This is a genomic window from Candidatus Aminicenantes bacterium (assembly GCA_026393795.1).
Classification (GTDB): Bacteria; Acidobacteriota; Aminicenantia; order UBA2199; family UBA2199; genus UBA2199.
On sequence record JAPKZL010000014.1, the window covers coordinates 12590 to 30671 of the forward strand.

Below are 18082 nucleotides of genomic sequence, written 5' to 3' on the forward strand. Positions count from 1 at the left end.
ACATGGACGTGTTTAAAAAATGTTTTGAGTTCACCCGGGCCGATGAAGCGAAGCAGACCGGTTTGTACCCCTATTTTACCGAAATCGAAAAAGTTGAAGGCAATCATGTCTGGGTAAAGGGCAAAAAGATCCTGATGGTCGGTTCCAACAACTATCTGGGGCTTTTTGACGATCCCCGGATCAAGGAAAGCGCGATCGCGGCGGTGAGGCAATACGGCACCTCGACTTGCGGATCCCGTTTTTTAAACGGCACCTACTCGCTCCATGTGGAACTCGAAAAAAAATTGGCCCACTTCATGGGCAAGGAAGAGGCTTTGACCTTTTCCACCGGCATGCAAACCAACCTGGGGGCGATTTCGGCGTTGGGCAGCCGGGACGATGTGATCATCCTTGATCGCATGGTCCATGCCTCGATCATGGACGCGGTCCGTCTCTCTTACGCTCATATTGCCAAATTTAAGCATAATGACATGAAGGATTTGGAGGAAAAACTGGCCCACCAGCCTGAAGACAAGGGGAAGCTGATCGTCGTCGACGGTGTATTCAGCATGGAAGGAGATCTTTCCAATCTGCCCAAGATCGTCAAGCTGGCCAAGAAATACAATGCCCGGCTGATGGTCGATGATGCCCACGGAGTCGGAGTGATGGGTGAAAAGGGCCGGGGGACGGCCGAGCACTTCGGTCTTATCGATGAGGTGGACCTAGTGATGACCACCTTCTCCAAGTCATTTGCCTCATTGGGCGGGTTTGTGGCCGGGGATAGCAAGATTATCCAGTATATCAAGCATCATGCCCGGGCTTTGATGTTTTCCGCCTCCATCACCCCGGCCGCTTTAGGAGCCGCTCATAAGGCTTTGGAAATCATCCAGACCGAACCCGGGCGCCGCAAGCGGCTATGGGAAATAACCCGGATCATGAACAAGGAACTAACGGCCATGGGCTACCATACCGGCAACACCGAAACTCCCATAATTCCGGTTTTCATCCACGATTTGGAAAAAACCTTCATGTTGTGGAAGTTTTTACGGGACTACGGCATTTTCACCAATCCGGTCATCGCCCCGGCCGTGCCGCCCGAGGACTCGCTGATCCGAACCTCGTTCACCGCCACCCATACTGATAACGACCTGAATTTCATCCTAGAAGGCTTCAAGCGGGGCGGAAAGGCCCTCGGGTTGATTTAAATCGGCCTGGCTGACGCCAAGTCATCGCCATTCCGGCCAGTGGATATCAGCGCGGTTGTCGTCAGTTTTAATTCGGATAAATTTCTGCAGCAGAACCTGTCTTCTCTTTTCAGGCAGACTGTCGCCTTCAAGCAGGTGATCGTTGTCGACAACAATTCCAGCGACGGTTCGGCCGGCATCATCGGAACGTTTCCCGGCGCGCAGAAACTGGTTCCCGCCGCCAACATCGGCTACGCCGCCGCCGCCAACCTGGGGATCGCCGGCGCCGATGCCGAGCTGGTGCTGGTGGCCAATGCCGACGTCTATCTGGCCGATGATTTCAACCAGCAGGTGCTGCGATTTTTTGCCGAGCATCCGCAAGCGTCCATGCTCGCGCCCTTGCTTCTGCGTTTTGACCGCCAGACGATCGATTCGGCCGGGCAAACCTTTTCTCCGGCCTTGCATCCGCGGGAGATCGGTTTTGGCCGGAAATTGGCCAGCGTTCGTTTGGGCGCGGGGGAAGTGTTCTCGGTCTGCGGAGCGGCGACCGTGTTCTCGAGAAAAGACCTGGAAAAGCTGAAAATCGGCGCTGAATATTACGATGAAGACTTCTTCATGTTCTGGGAGGATTTTGATATTGGCTGGCGGGCCCAGCTCTTGGGTTTGAAGGTTTTTTTCACCCCCCAGGCCGTGGCCTACCATTTCCGCAGCGGCACGTTGAAGAAAACCTGGCTGTCGCGCTTCTCCCTGGCCATGGCGCGGCCGGCGGAACTGCGCTATCATCTGCTCAAAAACCGCTATCTGACTTTGATCAAAAATTTCCGCTTTTCCCGCTTTTGGTGGACCCTGCCGTTCATCCTGGGCAAAGACCTGCTGTGGACATGCGCCTTGACAATCCGGGCACCGAAAATTATAATCGCCATGGCCGGTTCCGGGAATATTTTCAAGCGCGCCTGGAAAAAAAGGAGACAGATACAAGGGACATGAATGAAGTCGTCTTGGTACTGACATTCATCTTGTCGTTTCTCTTGACCCTCTACGGAACCCCTTTGGCCCAGCGTGTCGCTTTCCGCTACCAGCTCATGGATCAGCCTGACGGGAAATTGAAAAAACAATCCCAGCCCGTGCCCTATATGGGCGGCGTCATCGTTTATTTCGCTTTCATCTTCCCCATCAGCCTGCTTTTCAATTTCAACCAGCAATTGCTGGGTATTCTTTTTGCCAGTTCCATCTTGCTGCTGGTGGGCTTGTTCGATGATTTTAAGGCGCTGACCCCGGGGATCAAGCTTTTGTTTCAGATCATGGCCACCTACATCCTGCTCAAAAGCGGCATCACCATCGACCTGATTTTTTTCCCCCCCTGGCTCGATGTCCTCCTTTCGTTTGTTTGGATCCTGACCACCATCAATGCCTTCAACATTATCGACATCATGGACGGCCTGGCTTCAGCGGTCGGCGCGCTGATGTCGCTGACGATTTTCATTATCTCCTTTTACAATGGCGATTTTCTGGTTTCGATACTGGCTCTCAGCCTCTCCGCGTCTCTGGCGGCCTTTCTCAAGTTCAACTGGGAGCCGGCGCGGATCTATCTGGGGGATGCCGGCAGCATGATCCTGGGATTGATCATCGGTTCACTGACCATGATGGCCAGCTATACCCGCTTCAACCGGCTGGCGTTTTTATCGAGCCTGTTTCTCATGGGCATTCCCCTTTTTGATCTGGTTTATGTCAGCATGTTGCGCATCCTGAAGGGGAAAACTCCATTCCGGGGCAGCCCCGACCACTTTGCCTTGCGTTTGCGCCGCAAAAAAAATTGGTCTTCGCGAAAGACCGTCAGCGCCATTATCTTGTTGCAGGTGCTGCTTTCCGGAGCGGTGGTCCTCAATTTTTTCTCGACGCCCAGAATCACCCTGCTGTGCAGCGTTGTCCTCGTTTGTTTTTTCCTTTTTCTGGGCGTGATCCTGGCCGGCGTGAAAATGGAATGACCATCATCATCGGGGCCGGGATCTCCGGCCTGAGCGCGGGCCACATCCTGAAGAACGAGTGCCTGATCCTCGAGCAAAACGCCCGCCCGGGCGGGCTGTCCGGCAAGTATCGGGTCAACGGCTTGGCCTTCGACCATGGGGGGCATTACTTCCACTTTCAAAACAAGACGGCGGTTAAGGAATATGTGGAAAAATTCCATGCCTTCAAGGCATATCAACGCAACAGCAAGGTTTTTCTGCTGCAGCGCTTTATCCCCTTTTCGCTGCAATACCATCTCGCCTATCTGCCGGCGTGCTGGCGCGCGATTATTCTGCAGGAAATCCTTCGCGCCGGTGCAACGCAGGCCGCAAACTTGCGTGAGTTCCTCCTGGCCAATTTCGGCCGGCATTTGCTCGATCTGTTTTTTGAACCGTTCCTGGGAAAATTCTATGGCCGGCCGCTGGACGAACTTTTGGCCAATATGGATAAAGGCAGCATCCCAATTCCGAGCAAGGATGAAGTGCGGCGAGGGGCAGTTGAAAAAAAATGCTTTGCAGAAGGCTTCAACCCGATTTTTTTCTATCCCCGGCACGCTGCGCAGGAATTCATTGAAAGTTACAGCCAACCCGTCCGGCAGCGCATCCGCCTTAATGAACGGATAACGCGGGTCGACCGCCAGCGAAAAAAGGTATACACCGACAAGGGAAGCTATGCCTATGACAACTTGATCAATACGATGCCTTTAAAAGAGTTTTTGTCCATCCTTGAGCCGAAAGCGCCTTTCGCCTGGCAGCGGCTCGATCACCTGTCCACGCTGGTGGTCAATGCGGTGCTGGCCCGCCGCCGGCGCCATTTTCACTGGCTCTATCTCCCCGAGGCCGCGACGCCGTTTTACCGGGTCGGATACTACCCCGAGGGCGGAAATACGACCGCCGTGTATTTGGAAAAAACCGTCCGGGCGAGCGATCGCCTTGACCGTCAACAAGTACTCCGGGATATGGCGTTGGCACTTGCGCAAACGGGAATGATCGCCTGTCCGGACGAGATCCTGTTTCACGATTTGAAAAAAATACCGGTTTCTTATGTTGTGTTTGACCGCGAGTGGCCGCGCTTGGTACCGCCGGCCCTTGAATTTTTACGGCGGCAGCGGATTTTTTCTATTGGCCGTTACGGCAGCTGGAATTACTCCTCGATGGCCGATGACATCCAGAACGCCCGGGACACGGCTTCCCTGATCAACGGCTGATGGGATATTCCCGCGCCGTCGTCGTCCATCTGATTACCAAGCTGGAACTGGGCGGCGCGCAGATCAACACGGTGTACACGGCCGAGCATCTCGATCCGCTCCGTTTCGATACCTATCTGCTCAGCGGCCCGGGCGGTTCGATGAAGGCGCGGCTGGCCGGGGCGGAACGGATGGTCTTCATCCCGGCCTTGGCCAGGGAGATCCGGCCGGGCAAGGATTTGCTGGCCCTGGTTTCGCTGATCCGCCTCTTGAAACGCATCCAGCCGCAGATTGTTCACACCCATTCCTCCAAGGCCGGCATCCTGGGCCGTTTGGCGGCTTTCGCGGCCCGGGTGCCGATCGTCATCCATTCGGTGCACGGTTTTTCCTTTTCCCCGTTTCAGCCTTTCTTGAAAAGAAATTTCTACCTTTTATTTGAAAAAATCTGCCGTCCCCTGACCACGCATTTTGTTTTTGTCGCCGCCGGCGACATCGAATCGGCCCGTGCACACAAGCTGCTTGGCAAAAATTATTCAGTGATCCGCAGCGGTTTCCCGCTGCAAAAATTCCGCGCTCATGGTTCCGACACAACCGCTTTAAAACGCGCGTTTCAATTGGACGAAGGCTCTTTCGTCTGCGGCATCATCGCCCCTTTCAAGCCACAAAAAGGGCTGCAGCATCTTCTGGATATTGCGGCTCGTGTCATCAGCCAAAATTCGGCCGTGCAATTTTTTATCGCCGGCGACGGCGAGCAGCGCCCGGAACTGGAGCGCGAGCTGCAACGGCGCGGCCTGGCACGGAATTTTCGCCTGCCCGGGTTTTTAGCGGACACGGAGAATGTGATCGATTGCTTCGATATCGGGATATCGACCGCGCTCTGGGAAGGCCTTCCGCAAAGTTTGGTCCAGCTCCGCATGAAGAAAAAGGCCGTTGTCGCCAGCGATATCCCCGGGAATCGCGAGATCATCCGCGACGGTCTGAATGGCTACCTGTTTCCGGTTACCGACCATGAACGTTTCGCCGCCTCTATACTGAAGCTGGCTGCCGATCCGATTCTGCGCGACCGCCTGGGGGGTTATGACGGAGAGGATTTCGGTGAATGGGACGCGGCAGTCATGGTCAGTCGCCAGGAAGAGCTGTACCAGAGCCTGCTGATGCATTCAGGTTTTAAGTGGAGCTGAGATCGGTTGAAAAAATGCTGGAAAACAAAAAGCGGTGCTGCTTGCAAAAAAAATCCGCGTGCTTTAAAATTAAACAAGGCGAATTGACCAGGGGGGTACTTTTGTGAACAATGAAGAACAGCATGCCGGTTTGGCGGCCCGTATCGATGAATTGACGGCGCGGCTGAGAGCACCGGGATACAATTATTTCACTTTGCTGGGATTGACCTTGGCGGCGACCCAAAAGGAAATCGCGGCGGCTTATCACCAACTGGCCGACGAATTGTCAGACAAGCGGCTGGCCGCTTTGGGGGACAGCGAAACCGCCAAGCGGGGCCGGGTGCTGGCCCAGCAGCTGCAGCGTGCTTTCCTGGTCCTCAGCGACTTCGGCCAGCGGGGAGAATATGAAAAACGCGGCTACAAGGAATTCATTCCTCCCGATGCCAAGGAAGATACCGTTGAATTTGCCAAATCCCTCTATCGCAAGGCATTGACCCTGTTCCACCAGAAAAATTACCAGAAAGCCATAGCGGTAATTGAGGACGCGATCCGCAACAACCCCGCCAAAGCCGATTACTATTTATTGCTGGGGTTGTGCCAAAGCGAAGTGCCATCCCTGAAACGTCAGGCCGAGCAAAATCTCGCCAAGGCCGCTGCCATTGAGCCTTGGAATGCCGAGCACGTCGTCGCCCTAGGCATGCTGTTTTTTTCGGAGCACCTGCCGAAGCGCGCCGAAAGCTATTTTCGCAGGGCGCTCGAGCTCGAGCCAAAACATGAGCTGGCCCTGAAAAAACTGGCCGAGATCACCGGCCCTGGTAAAAGCCATTCCGCCTTACTGCTTGAAAAAGGAGAAACGCTGCTGGGTAAATTGCTGCCCTCGCTGTTCCGGCGCGGGAAACATTGACAGGCTCGGGAGACTTTCCGGACGTTACGGATGTTTTCATGCTCAAGGCGCGAGCTATTTCAGCGCTTTACATTTTCCCGGCATTCTTATAGAATGGACCAGGAGCCGAAATGGTTCCTTGCTGGCAAAACCAGTATGGAGGATAAAATGAAAGGGAACAAGAAACTGATCGCGATCTTGAATGCGCTTCTGGCCGACGAACTGACCGCTGTCAATCAATACATGGTGCATTCGGAAATGAACGCGAATTGGGGTTATGAAAAACTGCACAAGCATTTTGAAAAAAGGGCGATCGACGAAATGAAGCACGCCGAGAAACTGATCGGGCGCATCCTGTTTTTGGAGGGCATCCCGGTTGTTTCCGGCCTGAAAAAAATAACCATCGGCGCCGATGCGACCAAGCAGCTGGCCAACGACCATGCGGCCGAGGCCGGCGCGATTCTGGCCTACAACCAGGCCATCAAGCTGGCCGGGGAACTGGCCGATTTTGCCACCCGCGAAGTACTGGAAAAGATCCTGAATGACGAGGACGCCCACATCGACAAGATCGAGGAATTGCAGGACCAAATTTCCCAGATGGGCGCGGCTATCTTTCTAACCACCCAGGTCGGTTGATTCTTTAGTTTCATTTCTGAGAAGTGCTTTTCATCTTGCGGGAGTTTCTAGTCTTTTTTCCCCCAACCGGGCCAGCCGTCCCAGTACGGGTTGGATGTCAATCGTTTCTGCTCTGTTCCATCGGCTTTCATGGTATACACTTCATAATTGCCATCGCGTTCGGAATAAAAAGCGATAAGTCCGCCTGGAGTGGAGAGATCATTATTGCCCGGTTCAACGGGTTCCTTATCTCTCTGACAAGCCAAACCGGCTATTGCAACAACAGTCAAGAAAATTGCTAAAAGTAAAACCTTCAATTTCTTCATGTCGGGTTCTACTCCGCAGTTTTCGAAGGATTATTTTTCAACTTTGTCAACAATAATTTTATCTCATCTTTATATTCGCTATCTGTTATTTTTTCCAGAATATGTTCCAATGCAGTAACGCGGGCAACATGGAGCGCATCTTCTGATTTCGCTTCAATATCCGGTTTGACGCCAGTTCCTTCCCAGTTGGATTTGGTTATGGGATTGCATGATTCACATATGGATATTTGGGTTAAAATGTCTCCCTTTACAATGAAAACATCTATGGGATGGGCACCGCCTTTTGTCGTTTCACCAACCACTACCGCTCGTTTTAGTTTTTGCATCGTGTAAGTGAATCCTTCAGCTGCTGAAAATGTTTTGGAATTTGTAAGGATAAATAATTCAATATTAGGCAGATGCTTGCCGGGAATATCCGGGATTGACCAGGATTGTTTATTTTGCGATGCATCTCTGCAATTGGCGCTGCCTAAAAGGATTTTTTCCGCCGGGAGAAAATAACTTTGCAAAAGTGAGCTCATTTCACCGCCGCCATTATCCCGCATGTCAATAATGATTGCGTCCGAATTTGATAAAAATTTCATTGCTCCATTTAAAGCTTCTTCCAATATGTCAGTATCCGAGCAATATTTTATTTCAAGGTAACCTATATTCCCATCAAGAATTTCGACTTTTTTAAATCCGAAATTTCCTCTTTTATCAATTTCATAGTCCCGATCCTTTACTTTTTTTATTTCTTCCTCCGGTAACATTTTATTGTATGCTTTTACTTGATAGGCTTCTTCAGGGCTGTAGAATACAAATAAATGCTTGTCATTACTGATTTCTCTCAAGTCAGATGTCAGTTTTGCGCAGAATGGTTTCACTTCGGAAAAAGAAGCGTACACTCCTTTCTTTTGTTGTCGCTGAATGTACTTGGCCATCTTTTCGCCGATATCGGCAAAGACATACTTCTCCTTCATTAATTGAGCAACTTTGGTTACAACCTCTTTCTTTGTTTTTGCATCAATCAATAACTTTTCCTGAGCAAACAAGCCAGTGCAGGCAAGCAGCAGCAACAGATTCAGACCGAGTAATTTTTTCATTTTTTATTTCTCCTTGGCATTTTTACTATACTATGCTATTGCGTCGGGCGCATGCGCCAGAAATCGCGCAGGTTTTGGCCGCTGGCATTGTTGCCGCTGCCGATGTATAGGTAAGATCCGATTACAAATCCAACGGCCATGACCCGGGCTTGGCCGGCGCATTCGCCCCTGGCCACCCAGCTGTTGCCGGCCGGGTCATACTCCCATATTTCCTTGGACAGTGTCATGTTGGTGCCGGTACTGTCGATATTGGTCATCCCCATTCCCACATAACCCCTGCCGTTGACGGAAAATCCGAGCGCGTAGCCGCGAGCCGTGCCGGGAAAATCGGCTTTTCTTGTCCATGTGTCACCGGCCGGATCGTATTCCCAAAAATCGTTGGCTGCAATGAATGGCGGTCCTCCCAAAACGCCGGTGCCGACATAGCCTTTGCCGCCGATGACGAATCCGGCGGGAAGAAAGCGGCCGGCGCCAGGGAAATCGCCTTTCTTGGTCCAATGGCCGGCGGCCGGATCATATTCCCAGACATCCTTTTCCGAGCCGAGCGAACTACTCCCAGCCAGGATATAAACTTTTTGATTGACGACCAGAGCCACCGAACCCGATCGGGCTGCGCCGGGGAAAGCGCTTTTTTGCGTCCAGTGGTCCGCGGCCGGGTCGTATTCCCACAGGTCATTGACCGCTCCGGCGGAACCATTGGTGCTGCCCAGGCAGAGATAGCCTTTTTGCGCGATCGCGAAACCTACGCCCTCGATGACCGCGGTTCCCGGAAATGCAGTCTTGCTGGTCCAAGTATCGGCGCTGGCATCGTATTTCCAGCATTCGTTATGGGGCACAAAACTGTTGCCCATGCCCGAAACCACGTATGCCGCATTGTCGATCGCAAATGTCATTGAGCCGCGCTGGGCCTGGCCCCCGAAATTGGCTATCTGCCGCCATTCCCATGCTTGTGGTTCGGTCGGCGTCGTGTCATCCGTTTCCGTTTTGGGACTGCAGGCCATAATGGATAATGCCAGCAGCAATGCGCTTAAACCGATCCATTTTTTCATTATTTTCCTCCTTTCATTCTATTTTAATTTTGTTTAATCACCTGCGGGTTAAACGTGATTGCCGTTATTAATGAACTGCTGGCAAAACCTGACCAACTATAATATTAATAATATCAGTCCAATGATTTCCCGCCTGCGTCCAGTCCAGCCCTTGCGTCCAGCAGGTTGCGGTGACAATCAGGTTTTGATCGGGAACGATAAAGATGAACTGTCCGCCCCAGCCCATGGCAAATATATGCTTGCGCCCATAGGCATTGCCGATCCAGATCTGATAGCCATACTCGGGCCCATAAGGAATCGTATCATTAGTCGAGATTTTTGTTGTCGTCATGGCATTGATCCAGCTTTCCGGAACCACCTGAATCCCATTGTACCGCCCATGGTTCAAAATCAGATTGCCAAACTTGACCATATCCCTTGGCCTTAATTGCAGATCGCAGGCGCCATTGGGGTAGCCCCTGTCATCCTTGGTCCAAAGAAAGTCGGATATTTCAAGGGGATCGAACAGATTGCTTTTGGCGAAATCCAGCGTATTCTCTCCGGTTGCCTGGGTGATGATCACCGAGAGCAGATGTGAAGCGCCGTCACTGTAATTGAAGACCGTTCCCGGCTGGGCGACGAACGGTAAATCAATGATGTATTGCAAATGATCGGGCATGGCGATATAAGTGCTGTAAAGGCTATCCGGACCGGTACCATTCCAGGCATGGCCGAAGGACATTTTTAGAAGTTGTTCAATGGTGATATTTGCTTTGACTTCATCAGGGAAAGTGACTATCCCGGCCAGATATTTGCTGATCGGATCATTGATACTCTTGATGTATCCCTTGTCAAGGGCCAAGCCGACCAGCACTCCTGTGAAACTTTTGGTGACCGACATGACATTTTTTGTATTGTCGGGTCCATAGTCGTTGAAGTTGGTGAACTCTTCGGCGATAATTTCCCCATCGCGGGCGACAATCATGCTTATGGCACCGGCAACCTGTCGGAATGCCTCGAATGCTGTTTTAAGCTGAGCTTCATCGATATTGTGCTTTTCGGCTAAAGGGAACTGGTGGGTGACTTCCGTTTTCTGGCAGGCTGTAGGACTTACGATGGCCAGTAAAACAAGGGCAATCATGCATATGGTTTGAAAATTTTTCATTTTTCCCCGCTGCTCAATGCGTCGAGGGCCGCCAGGTCGGGCAGATGGCAGTATAGCTGCCCGGGGAATTGGTTACCCGCCTGACGTCTGTCCCGTCGGTGTTCATGACATAGACCTCCCAATGTTCCGCGGCGGCACGGTCCGATTCGAACGTGATGCGCGTGCCGTTCGCCGACCAGCGCGGGTAGTAGTCAAAGAAGTTGTTGTTGGTCAGTTGGCGGACATTGGTTCCATCATTGTTCATTACGAATATTTCATAGGTGGTCCTGCTGCCCGCCTCCCAGACGCCGGTAGAAAGCGAAAAAGCGATTTGACTTCCATCCGGAGACCAGGTTGGCATCCACTCGTCGACGCTCGTGTGGGTCAGCTGAAGCTCGTTGCTGCCGTCGATATTGCAAGTATATATTTCCTGGTTCCCCGAGCGGTTGGAAGTATAAATGAACCTGGCGCTATCCGGTGACCATTTGGCTGCAAATCCCTGCACGCCGATAGTTCGCTGATTGCTGCCGTCGGCATTCATCAACCATAATTCATTGCGGTTATTTTGCTGGGGAAACATTCTTGTGAAAGCGATATGCAATCCATTCGGCGACCAGGATGGCTCGCTGTCTTGCACGTTGCCAACGGCTGTCAACCGCGTCAAATTGGTTCCGTCAACATTGACCGTATGAATTGACCAGGTCAAATTGGTATTATCCATATAACCAACCAAGGCGAACCTTGTCCCATCGGGCGACCAGTCCAGATGGTTGAGCCCGATGTTGGCGAAAACCGCCTGCTTGTTTCCCGTGCCATCGGAATTGATGGTGTAAATTTTATGAATTTCACCTGCCGTACCCGGTTGGAAAGCGTAGGCGATCACTTCCACGGGGCCTGAAGGCGGCGGATCGGGATCGTTCGGCTCGTTTTTCTGGCAGCCGAATAAAGCGACCAGCCACAGCGTCGAAATGGCGATGCGTAAGAAATTTTTGGTAGACATAAGTTTTGCATTCATGTTTTGCTCCATAAAGTGGCATTGCCTACCTTACAAGATAATCTCTGGCAAATGATTTGTAATGAGAAAAAGTTACTTTTCTTGAAAATGTGAAAATAGTAATGGCATTTTTCAGGTATTATTTTTTTTTGCAGGAAAACGGCTGAAGAAATTATCCCGTTTAATCAATCCGGAGATGCTTGAACAAATCCACCAACTGGGCGCGGTTATTGACATTTAATTTTTGATAAATGCTATAAACGTGATTTTTGACGGTATGCACCGAAATAAACAGTTTATTTTCGATTTTCTTGTTGCTGCAGCCGCTCAGCACCAGCAGGATGATTTCTTTTTCACGATTGGAAATATTGTATTTGACACAAAACAGATTGAATGCCGATTCAAAACGGATTTTGCGGGCCAGTCTCTTGATGCGTGTTTTGTATAAAAAAACAATCAAACAGCCCAGGAGGGCAAAAATGATGGCCCGAAACCACCAGCTTGCCCAAAAAGGCGGACTCATGTGGATCCGCAGCAGCGCTCCTTTTTCATTCCAAACCCCGTCATTATTCGAGCCTTTAATCGCCAGCTGATAATTGCCGGGTTTCAGATTTGTCAGGGTCAACTGGTGTGTGTTGCCCAGAGGTGTCCAGTCTTTGCTGAGGCCGCTGATTTTATAGGCATATTGGTTGCTGGCCGGGTCAAAATAGCTCAAGGCGGCAAACTCGATGGTGATATGGTTGTCCTTATATGAAAGGTCAAGCTGTTTGCGTTCGGAAAAATCTCCGACCACCTTTCTCCCGGAAGGGTAAATGGTTATGGCAGTAATCAAAACTGGCGGTGCATTCGGATTGTCTTTTATCTTGGCCGGGTCGAAAGCGTTAAAACCGTTGATGCCGCCAAAAAACATCGTCCCATCGAGGCTCTTGAAATAGGCGCCATTGTTGAATTCCAGATGCTGGACTCCATGGGCGGTGGTATAGTTTTTAAAAATACGGGTGCGCGGATCGAATTTTGCAATGCCGTGGTTGGTGCTGAGCCACAAGTTCCCCTCATTATCCTCCAGAATTCCGTAAACCGTGTTGTTGCCTAATCCGTCTTTTTCCGAGAAATTGGCAAAGCTGTTTTTCCGCGGATCGAAACGGTCCAGACCGCCATTCGTTCCGATCCAGAATATCCCCTGCCGGTCTTCATAGATCGAAAAAATGAAGTTATTGCTGAGGCTGTTGGCTTGTCCGGGCTGTTTAACAAAGTGTAAAAATTTAACCGGTTTGCCGCTGCCTTCATCCGCCGGCAACATTTTGTTCAGGCCGCCGCCCCAGGTACCGATCCACATGAATCCCCGCCGGTCTTGGAATAGCGAATAAATTCTATTGCCGCTGATACTGTCAGGATCTTCGGGGTTGTAACTAAAATACTGGAAGTGCTCGCGCTTCGGGTCCAACCTGTATAATCCGATTACGGTTCCAATCCAGAGATTTCCGGATCGATCCGCAAAAATTCTGTAGATAGTGCTTGTATTGAGACTATTGCCGGAAAAAGGGTCGGCAGGGAATTGAATGAAATTTTCGCTGTGCGGAACCACGCGCACCAGGCCGCGACCCGTCGCCAGCCATATAAAGCCGTCCCGGTCCTGGCAAATGGACCGCAGGGCCCACACGTTGTTGGTTGACGGCACCCGGGGATCAAAGAAATAGCGGCGGAAGGTATTGGCCCGCCGGTCAAACTCATTCAAACCGTTCTGGGTACCGATCCAAATTTTCCCGGCCTGATCTTCGAAAAAAGAGGTGACCCCATTGTTGCTTAAACTGTTGTCATCCTCGGGCCGGTTCTGGAAATGATCGAAATAAGCGCCTTGCGCATACAACGTATTGATTCCTTCCTGAGTGCCAAACCACAGCGACCCGGCGCGGTCCCTGCAGATGGACAGAATAATATCACTGCTGATGCCATTGGGATTGCCGGCCGATTTTAAAATAAACTGTGAGTTGACGGCCCGGGTGTCATAGCGGATCAGACCCCGGTTGCTGGCCACCCACAAAATACCCGCCTCATCCAGATATAGCGCACGCACAAAGGGCAAAACCGAAAGGTTGATGTAATCCGGATTGGTAATGCAATGGGCAAAGGTGCCGGTGGCCGCGTCGAAGCGATCCACGCCCATGTCGGTACCGATCCATAAATAGCCGGCCGGATCTTCGCTGATAGCGGTTACAAAATCGTGGCTCAGGCTCTTGGGGTTTTTTTCCTCATGGTTGTAATGCCTGAATGTTTTATTTTTTGGGTCGTAGCGAGTGAGGCCGGTAAAGGTGCCGATCCACAGATAACCGCTTTTGTCGCTGCATAACGCCCGCACATAACTATTGCCAAACCCCTTGGCCGGATCGGGATTTTTTATTAATTTGACAAAAAAACCCTTCTCGCGGGAATAGCCATCCACGCCATTTTCGTTGCCGATCCACAGGACTCCGTCGCGGTCTTCAATCAGGGCTTCAATAATATTGCCGCTCAGGCTTCGGGCGTCGTCCGCATCATGCTCGAAGCGTTCAAACTTTGATTGGCGGGGATCATAACAATTCAATCCGCCGCCATATGTGCCGACCCAGATGTAGCCCTGGCGATCTTCGCAAAGGGTCAGAATCGATTTCTCGCTCAGGCTGGCCGGATCGTCTTCATTGCTTTTGAAAACAGTGAAATTGTTGCCGTCATAGCGGTTCAACCCGTCCTGGGTGCCGAACCACATAAAACCCACATGGTCCTGTATGATTGCCAACACATTGCTCTGCGACAAGCCATTGTCCATGGTGATGTGCTGAAAACGAAAATCGGCTGTGCCGGCCCAGCTGCTGGCGGCCAGCTCGGCGAGCAGAATCAACGCAAAAACCAGGCCGGGAAAATTATTTTTTGACACTGCCGTCCTTGAAAAAAAGCAGCTTCAGCTGAAGCGCATCTGGCGCAGTCGGGCCACCCGCTCCTCGAGCGGCGGATGGGTTGAAAAGAGGGACAGCAGGCTCTTGCCGCTCAAGGGCGAAACGATGAACAGGTGCGCCGTTTGCTGGGTGGCCTGCAGGGGAAGTCTCTTGGCATAGGCGGTCAGCTTTTCCAGGGCCGTTGCCAGGCCTTCTGGATTGTGGGTCATCTGGGCGGCTCCGGCGTCGGCCCGGTACTCCCGGGAACGGGAAATGGCCAGCTGGATGATGGTGGCGGCCAGGGGAGCCAATACGGCCATCATGATCATGCCCAGTACGCCGCCTCTCCTGTCGTCATCGTGCCCGCCGCCAGAAAACAGGCCAAGCCAGCGCATCTGGTAGCCCAAAAACATGATGGCACTGGCCAGGGTGGCGGCAATGGTGGCCAGCAGCGTGTCGCGGTTGATGACATGGGTCAGCTCGTGGGCGATCACCCCCCTCAACTCGGCCTCCCCCATCAGTTGGATGATGCCCCGGGAAAGGGCGATAGCCGCTTTGGCCGGATTGCGGCCGGTGGCGAAGGCGTTCGGGGATTCCTGGTCGAAAACATAGATTTTGGGCATGGGAATCTGCGCCTGCTGGGAAAGCTCACGGACCATGGCGTGGACCTTTGGTGCTTCGCTCTCGGGCAATTCGCTGGCCCGGTAGGATTTGAGAACGAACGTATCGGAAAACCAGTAGGCGACGAAGTTGGTCAGGCCGGCAAACGCCAGGGCCAGCAGCATGCCCTGCTGGCCGCCGGCCATGCCGCCGATAAACAAAAATATCCCGCTCAGGGCTCCAAGCAATAGAACGGTTTTCAGGTTATTCACGATTCACCTCCTTCTTTTCTTTGACCAGGACGACGACCTTTTCATTTTTTTTCATCAGCCACAATTTTTCACGCGCCTTTTCCTCAAGCGCCATTGGATTTTCGCGCAGCATGTCGATTTCCTTGGTCAACCTGAGTTTTTCGGATTCGAGTTCCTTGATGGTTTGCTGCAGGGCCTTGATCTGCTTTTGGGTCTTGATAATCTCCAGAAGGCCGCGGTCCCCGAAAATGAAGGCCATGATCAGAATCAGGAGAAAGAAAACCAGCAGCAGGGCCAGGCCCCGGGATTGGAAAAGCGAATTTTCCTTATTGTTCAAGCAATTTCCTTCCTGTTTGCAGCAGCCGCTGCACCTGGCGCAGGCTGGGGGCTTCGGCGCCGATGCGGATCACGTTGCTGGTTCCCGACTCGCGGAGCAGGAGCCGGGAATCGGCAAAAATGAATTTGATGCCGTCGATGTATTTGATCTTCAGCAATTCCAGGCCGGGGAAAGCGAAATTTTTCTCCTGCAGAAGTGAAAGAAACTTTTCGTGGCGCCGGACGCTTTTGGCCACTTGGGTCTCGCGATTGAACAATGGCGGAAAGCGACGGGCGAATTGGCCCAGCAGCTGCGGCAAGGACAGCTGGGCATGGGCCAGCATCTCGCTGATGAGCAGGTTGAACAGGATGCCGTCCCGGCAGGGAACGGGGCCGTTCAAAGCGGCTCCGTTGGTCCCCTCCACGCCGATGAAGGCATTGCGCGAGGAAAGCATGTCGGCCAGGAATTTAAAGCCGACCGGGGTCTCGTGCACTTTGCGCTGATAGCGCTCGGCGACGCGGGCGATCTGGTCGGTGGAGGAGACCGATTTGACGATATCCCCGCTCATTTTTCTCACCGTGATCAAATATTCGATCAGGGGCGGCATGAGCAATTGGGCATCGATGAAGCGGCCGCGAGGGTCGATGATCCCGAAGCGGTCGCTGCCGATATCGGTGGCCAGGCCGATATCGGCCCCCTTGCTCGCCACCAGCCTGGACAACTCCCTCAGGTTAATCTGGCTGCAGGAGGGGGTCACGCCTCCGAAATAGGAGTCGGAGTAATTATGGATGGCGGTGATTTCAATGCCGTGGTCAGCGAGCAGGCGGTCCAGATAGTCGCGGGAAGTGCCGAACAAATTGTCGACGATGATCTTGAGCCGGGCGCGTTTGATGAGATCCAGGCGGACCGTGGCGGCGATATGGTCCAGATAGGGAGGGCGGATGTCGAGAGAATGAATGAGGCTCGCATCGGAATATTGATGCTTGAAACAGAAGCCGGCGGCTATTTTCCTTATTTCATTTTCGAGCAACAGGGTTCTGGAAGGCAGGGCGGGAGCGCCGCTGGCGGTAAATATTTTAATGCCGTTGTAGATGGGTTCATTCAGGCTGGCGGTGAAGCACATCCCGCCGCGCATCTGTTTTTGAACGATCGCCAGGGCCATGGCCGGCGTGGGGGCGTCGCGGAGGGGGAAAAAAACATCGATCTTGTTCAGGGCCAGGATCTGGGCCGCCTTCTGGGCGAATGTCTCCGACAGATAGCGGCTGTCGTAATTGATCATGACCGCGATTTCCTTGCCGCCGTGGGCCCGTTTGAGCAGGTTGGCGAAAGCCTGGGCAACCAGCCGCACCTTGGCGAAGGTGAAGTCCTTCCCCATCCTGGCCTGCCAGCCGTCCGTGCCAAATCTGATTTCAGTCATCCATCTAAAAATAGCATAATTGCGGCTGGCCCGCAACCCGTTTTTGCTGAAAACGGAGATGGCATTTGGCGGCAAGATCCGGGTCAGGCGTTGCCGGTGGCCTTCGACGGGGCGCAAACGGGCAGTTGAAATGGCGGCCGATTTCCCGTACAATACTGCCGGGCTTTTTTAGCCAGCAAGGAGAACGTGCGATGGGCTTGACAAAAAAGGGAAAAAACCTCTGGTTCTTTGAGGATTTGTATTCCGATGCCACTTACGGTTTCCAGGTGTCGAGGGTGATCGTGCCGGAAACCGATACCGGCTTTCAGAAATTGATGATCCTGGAAACCGACCGTTTCGGCCGCGTCCTGGTCCTGGACGGCATTGTGCAGCTGACCGAAGAGGATGAAGGCATTTACCATGAGTGGATCGCCCATTGGCCGGTCTTTTCCCTGAACCGGCCGGCAAAACATGTGCTGATCATCGGTGGCGGAGATTGCGGCGTGGCCCGCGAAGTGTTGCGCCACCGGTCGGTGCAAAAGGTGACCATGGTGGAGATCGACAAGATGGTCTGCGACCTCTGCCGCGAACATATGCCGGCCGTATGCGCCGGCGTTTACGAGGATCCCCGCTTCAAGCTGATCATCGGCGACGGCGCCGAAGTGATCAGGCAGATGAAGGGGAAGTGCGACGTGATCGTCATCGATTCCACCGACCCGATCGGCCCGGCCAAGAGCCTCTTCAATACCGACTTTTATCAGAGCGTTTATGACGCGCTGGTCGATGGCGGCATCACCATCCACCAGACCGGGGCATTGATCCTGCAGCCCTTCGAATGCCCCGGAAGCTGGCGGCAGATCGAACGCAGCTTCGATGACGTGCGCGTGGTCCAGTTCGCCAACGTGAGCTACATGGGCGGCCCGTTTAGCCTGACCGCCGGCTCCAGGGGCAGAAACGTGTTCAAGAACGCCCAGCGCAACGCCCAGAAAGCCTATAAAAAAGCGGGCTTCAGCACCAGTTGG

General features: G+C 52.7%; 18 protein-coding genes. 9 read left to right on the top strand and 9 right to left on the bottom strand.

Annotated features, from left to right (window positions below; genetic code table 11):
- Positions 1–2 precede the first annotated feature (2 nt).
- The 7 genes from NTW95_00685 to bfr all read left to right on the top strand — a co-directional run bounded on the left by NTW95_00685 (position 3) and on the right by bfr (position 7032).
- Positions 3–1184 carry an aminotransferase class I/II-fold pyridoxal phosphate-dependent enzyme gene (locus NTW95_00685; GenBank protein MCX6555942.1) on the top strand — a complete coding sequence of 394 codons (1182 nt, stop codon included), beginning with the start codon at positions 3–5 and terminating at the stop codon, positions 1182–1184.
- A gap of 39 nt (positions 1185–1223) precedes the next feature.
- A complete protein-coding gene (locus tag NTW95_00690; protein ID MCX6555943.1) occupies positions 1224–2150 on the top strand; it encodes a glycosyltransferase family 2 protein in 927 nt (308 codons plus the stop codon).
- Positions 2147–3148, top strand: coding sequence for an MraY family glycosyltransferase (locus NTW95_00695; GenBank protein MCX6555944.1), 1002 nt, complete (start codon positions 2147–2149; stop codon positions 3146–3148). The genes NTW95_00690 and NTW95_00695 overlap by 4 nt, the downstream gene beginning before the upstream one ends.
- Positions 3145–4374 (top strand): NAD(P)-binding protein, encoded by a 1230-nt coding sequence (locus tag NTW95_00700; GenBank protein MCX6555945.1) that lies wholly within the window; start codon positions 3145–3147, stop codon positions 4372–4374. The genes NTW95_00695 and NTW95_00700 overlap by 4 nt, the downstream gene beginning before the upstream one ends.
- The gene (locus NTW95_00705) at positions 4374–5534 is read left to right on the top strand and encodes a glycosyltransferase (GenBank protein ID MCX6555946.1); all 1161 of its coding nucleotides are present in this window, start codon (positions 4374–4376) and stop codon (positions 5532–5534) included. The genes NTW95_00700 and NTW95_00705 overlap by 1 nt, the downstream gene beginning before the upstream one ends.
- 103 nt (positions 5535–5637) lie before the next feature.
- Entirely contained in the window at positions 5638–6417 is a 780-nt protein-coding gene (locus NTW95_00710) for a tetratricopeptide repeat protein (GenBank protein ID MCX6555947.1), read from the top strand.
- Positions 6418–6564: 147 nt separating this feature from the next.
- On the top strand, positions 6565–7032 hold the full coding sequence (gene bfr / locus NTW95_00715; protein ID MCX6555948.1) for a bacterioferritin: 468 nt from the start codon (positions 6565–6567) through the stop codon (positions 7030–7032).
- A 47-nt stretch (positions 7033–7079) separates the two neighbouring features.
- On the opposite strand, the gene NTW95_00720 is transcribed toward bfr, so the two are convergent.
- From NTW95_00720 to NTW95_00745, 6 genes are all read right to left on the bottom strand, one after another.
- Positions 7080–7337 carry a hypothetical protein gene (locus NTW95_00720; protein ID MCX6555949.1) on the bottom strand — a complete coding sequence of 86 codons (258 nt, stop codon included), beginning with the start codon at positions 7335–7337 and terminating at the stop codon, positions 7080–7082.
- Positions 7338–7345: 8 nt separating this feature from the next.
- A complete protein-coding gene (locus tag NTW95_00725; GenBank protein MCX6555950.1) occupies positions 7346–8422 on the bottom strand; it encodes a S41 family peptidase in 1077 nt (358 codons plus the stop codon).
- A gap of 35 nt (positions 8423–8457) precedes the next feature.
- Positions 8458–9471 (bottom strand): hypothetical protein, encoded by a 1014-nt coding sequence (locus NTW95_00730; GenBank protein ID MCX6555951.1) that lies wholly within the window; start codon positions 9469–9471, stop codon positions 8458–8460.
- Positions 9472–9538: 67 nt separating this feature from the next.
- Positions 9539–10615, bottom strand: a complete 1077-nt coding sequence (locus NTW95_00735; GenBank protein MCX6555952.1) for a serine hydrolase — start codon at positions 10613–10615, stop codon at positions 9539–9541.
- A gap of 13 nt (positions 10616–10628) precedes the next feature.
- Positions 10629–11609 carry a hypothetical protein gene (locus NTW95_00740; protein ID MCX6555953.1) on the bottom strand — a complete coding sequence of 327 codons (981 nt, stop codon included), beginning with the start codon at positions 11607–11609 and terminating at the stop codon, positions 10629–10631.
- Between the two features lie 160 nt (positions 11610–11769).
- On the bottom strand, positions 11770–14307 hold the full coding sequence (locus NTW95_00745) for a LuxR C-terminal-related transcriptional regulator (GenBank protein MCX6555954.1): 2538 nt from the start codon (positions 14305–14307) through the stop codon (positions 11770–11772).
- Between the two features lie 33 nt (positions 14308–14340).
- On the opposite strand from NTW95_00745, the gene NTW95_00750 reads away from it, so the two are divergent.
- The gene (locus tag NTW95_00750; GenBank protein MCX6555955.1) at positions 14341–14496 is read left to right on the top strand and encodes a hypothetical protein; all 156 of its coding nucleotides are present in this window, start codon (positions 14341–14343) and stop codon (positions 14494–14496) included.
- A 27-nt stretch (positions 14497–14523) separates the two neighbouring features.
- Here the strand turns inward: NTW95_00750 and NTW95_00755 are convergent, their stop codons facing one another.
- The 3 genes from NTW95_00755 to NTW95_00765 are packed head-to-tail and all read right to left on the bottom strand — an operon-like array spanning position 14524 to position 17081.
- Positions 14524–15372, bottom strand: coding sequence for a zinc metalloprotease HtpX (locus NTW95_00755; protein ID MCX6555956.1), 849 nt, complete (start codon positions 15370–15372; stop codon positions 14524–14526).
- Positions 15362–15685 carry a septum formation initiator family protein gene (locus NTW95_00760; GenBank protein ID MCX6555957.1) on the bottom strand — a complete coding sequence of 108 codons (324 nt, stop codon included), beginning with the start codon at positions 15683–15685 and terminating at the stop codon, positions 15362–15364. Before NTW95_00760 ends, NTW95_00755 begins: the two co-directional genes overlap by 11 nt.
- A complete protein-coding gene (locus NTW95_00765) occupies positions 15675–17081 on the bottom strand; it encodes a hypothetical protein (protein ID MCX6555958.1) in 1407 nt (468 codons plus the stop codon). The genes NTW95_00760 and NTW95_00765 overlap by 11 nt, the downstream gene beginning before the upstream one ends.
- Positions 17082–17272: 191 nt before the next feature.
- On the opposite strand from NTW95_00765, the gene speE reads away from it, so the two are divergent.
- Positions 17273–18082 (top strand): polyamine aminopropyltransferase (gene speE, locus NTW95_00770; protein ID MCX6555959.1); only part of this gene is annotated, 810 nt, incomplete at its 3' end.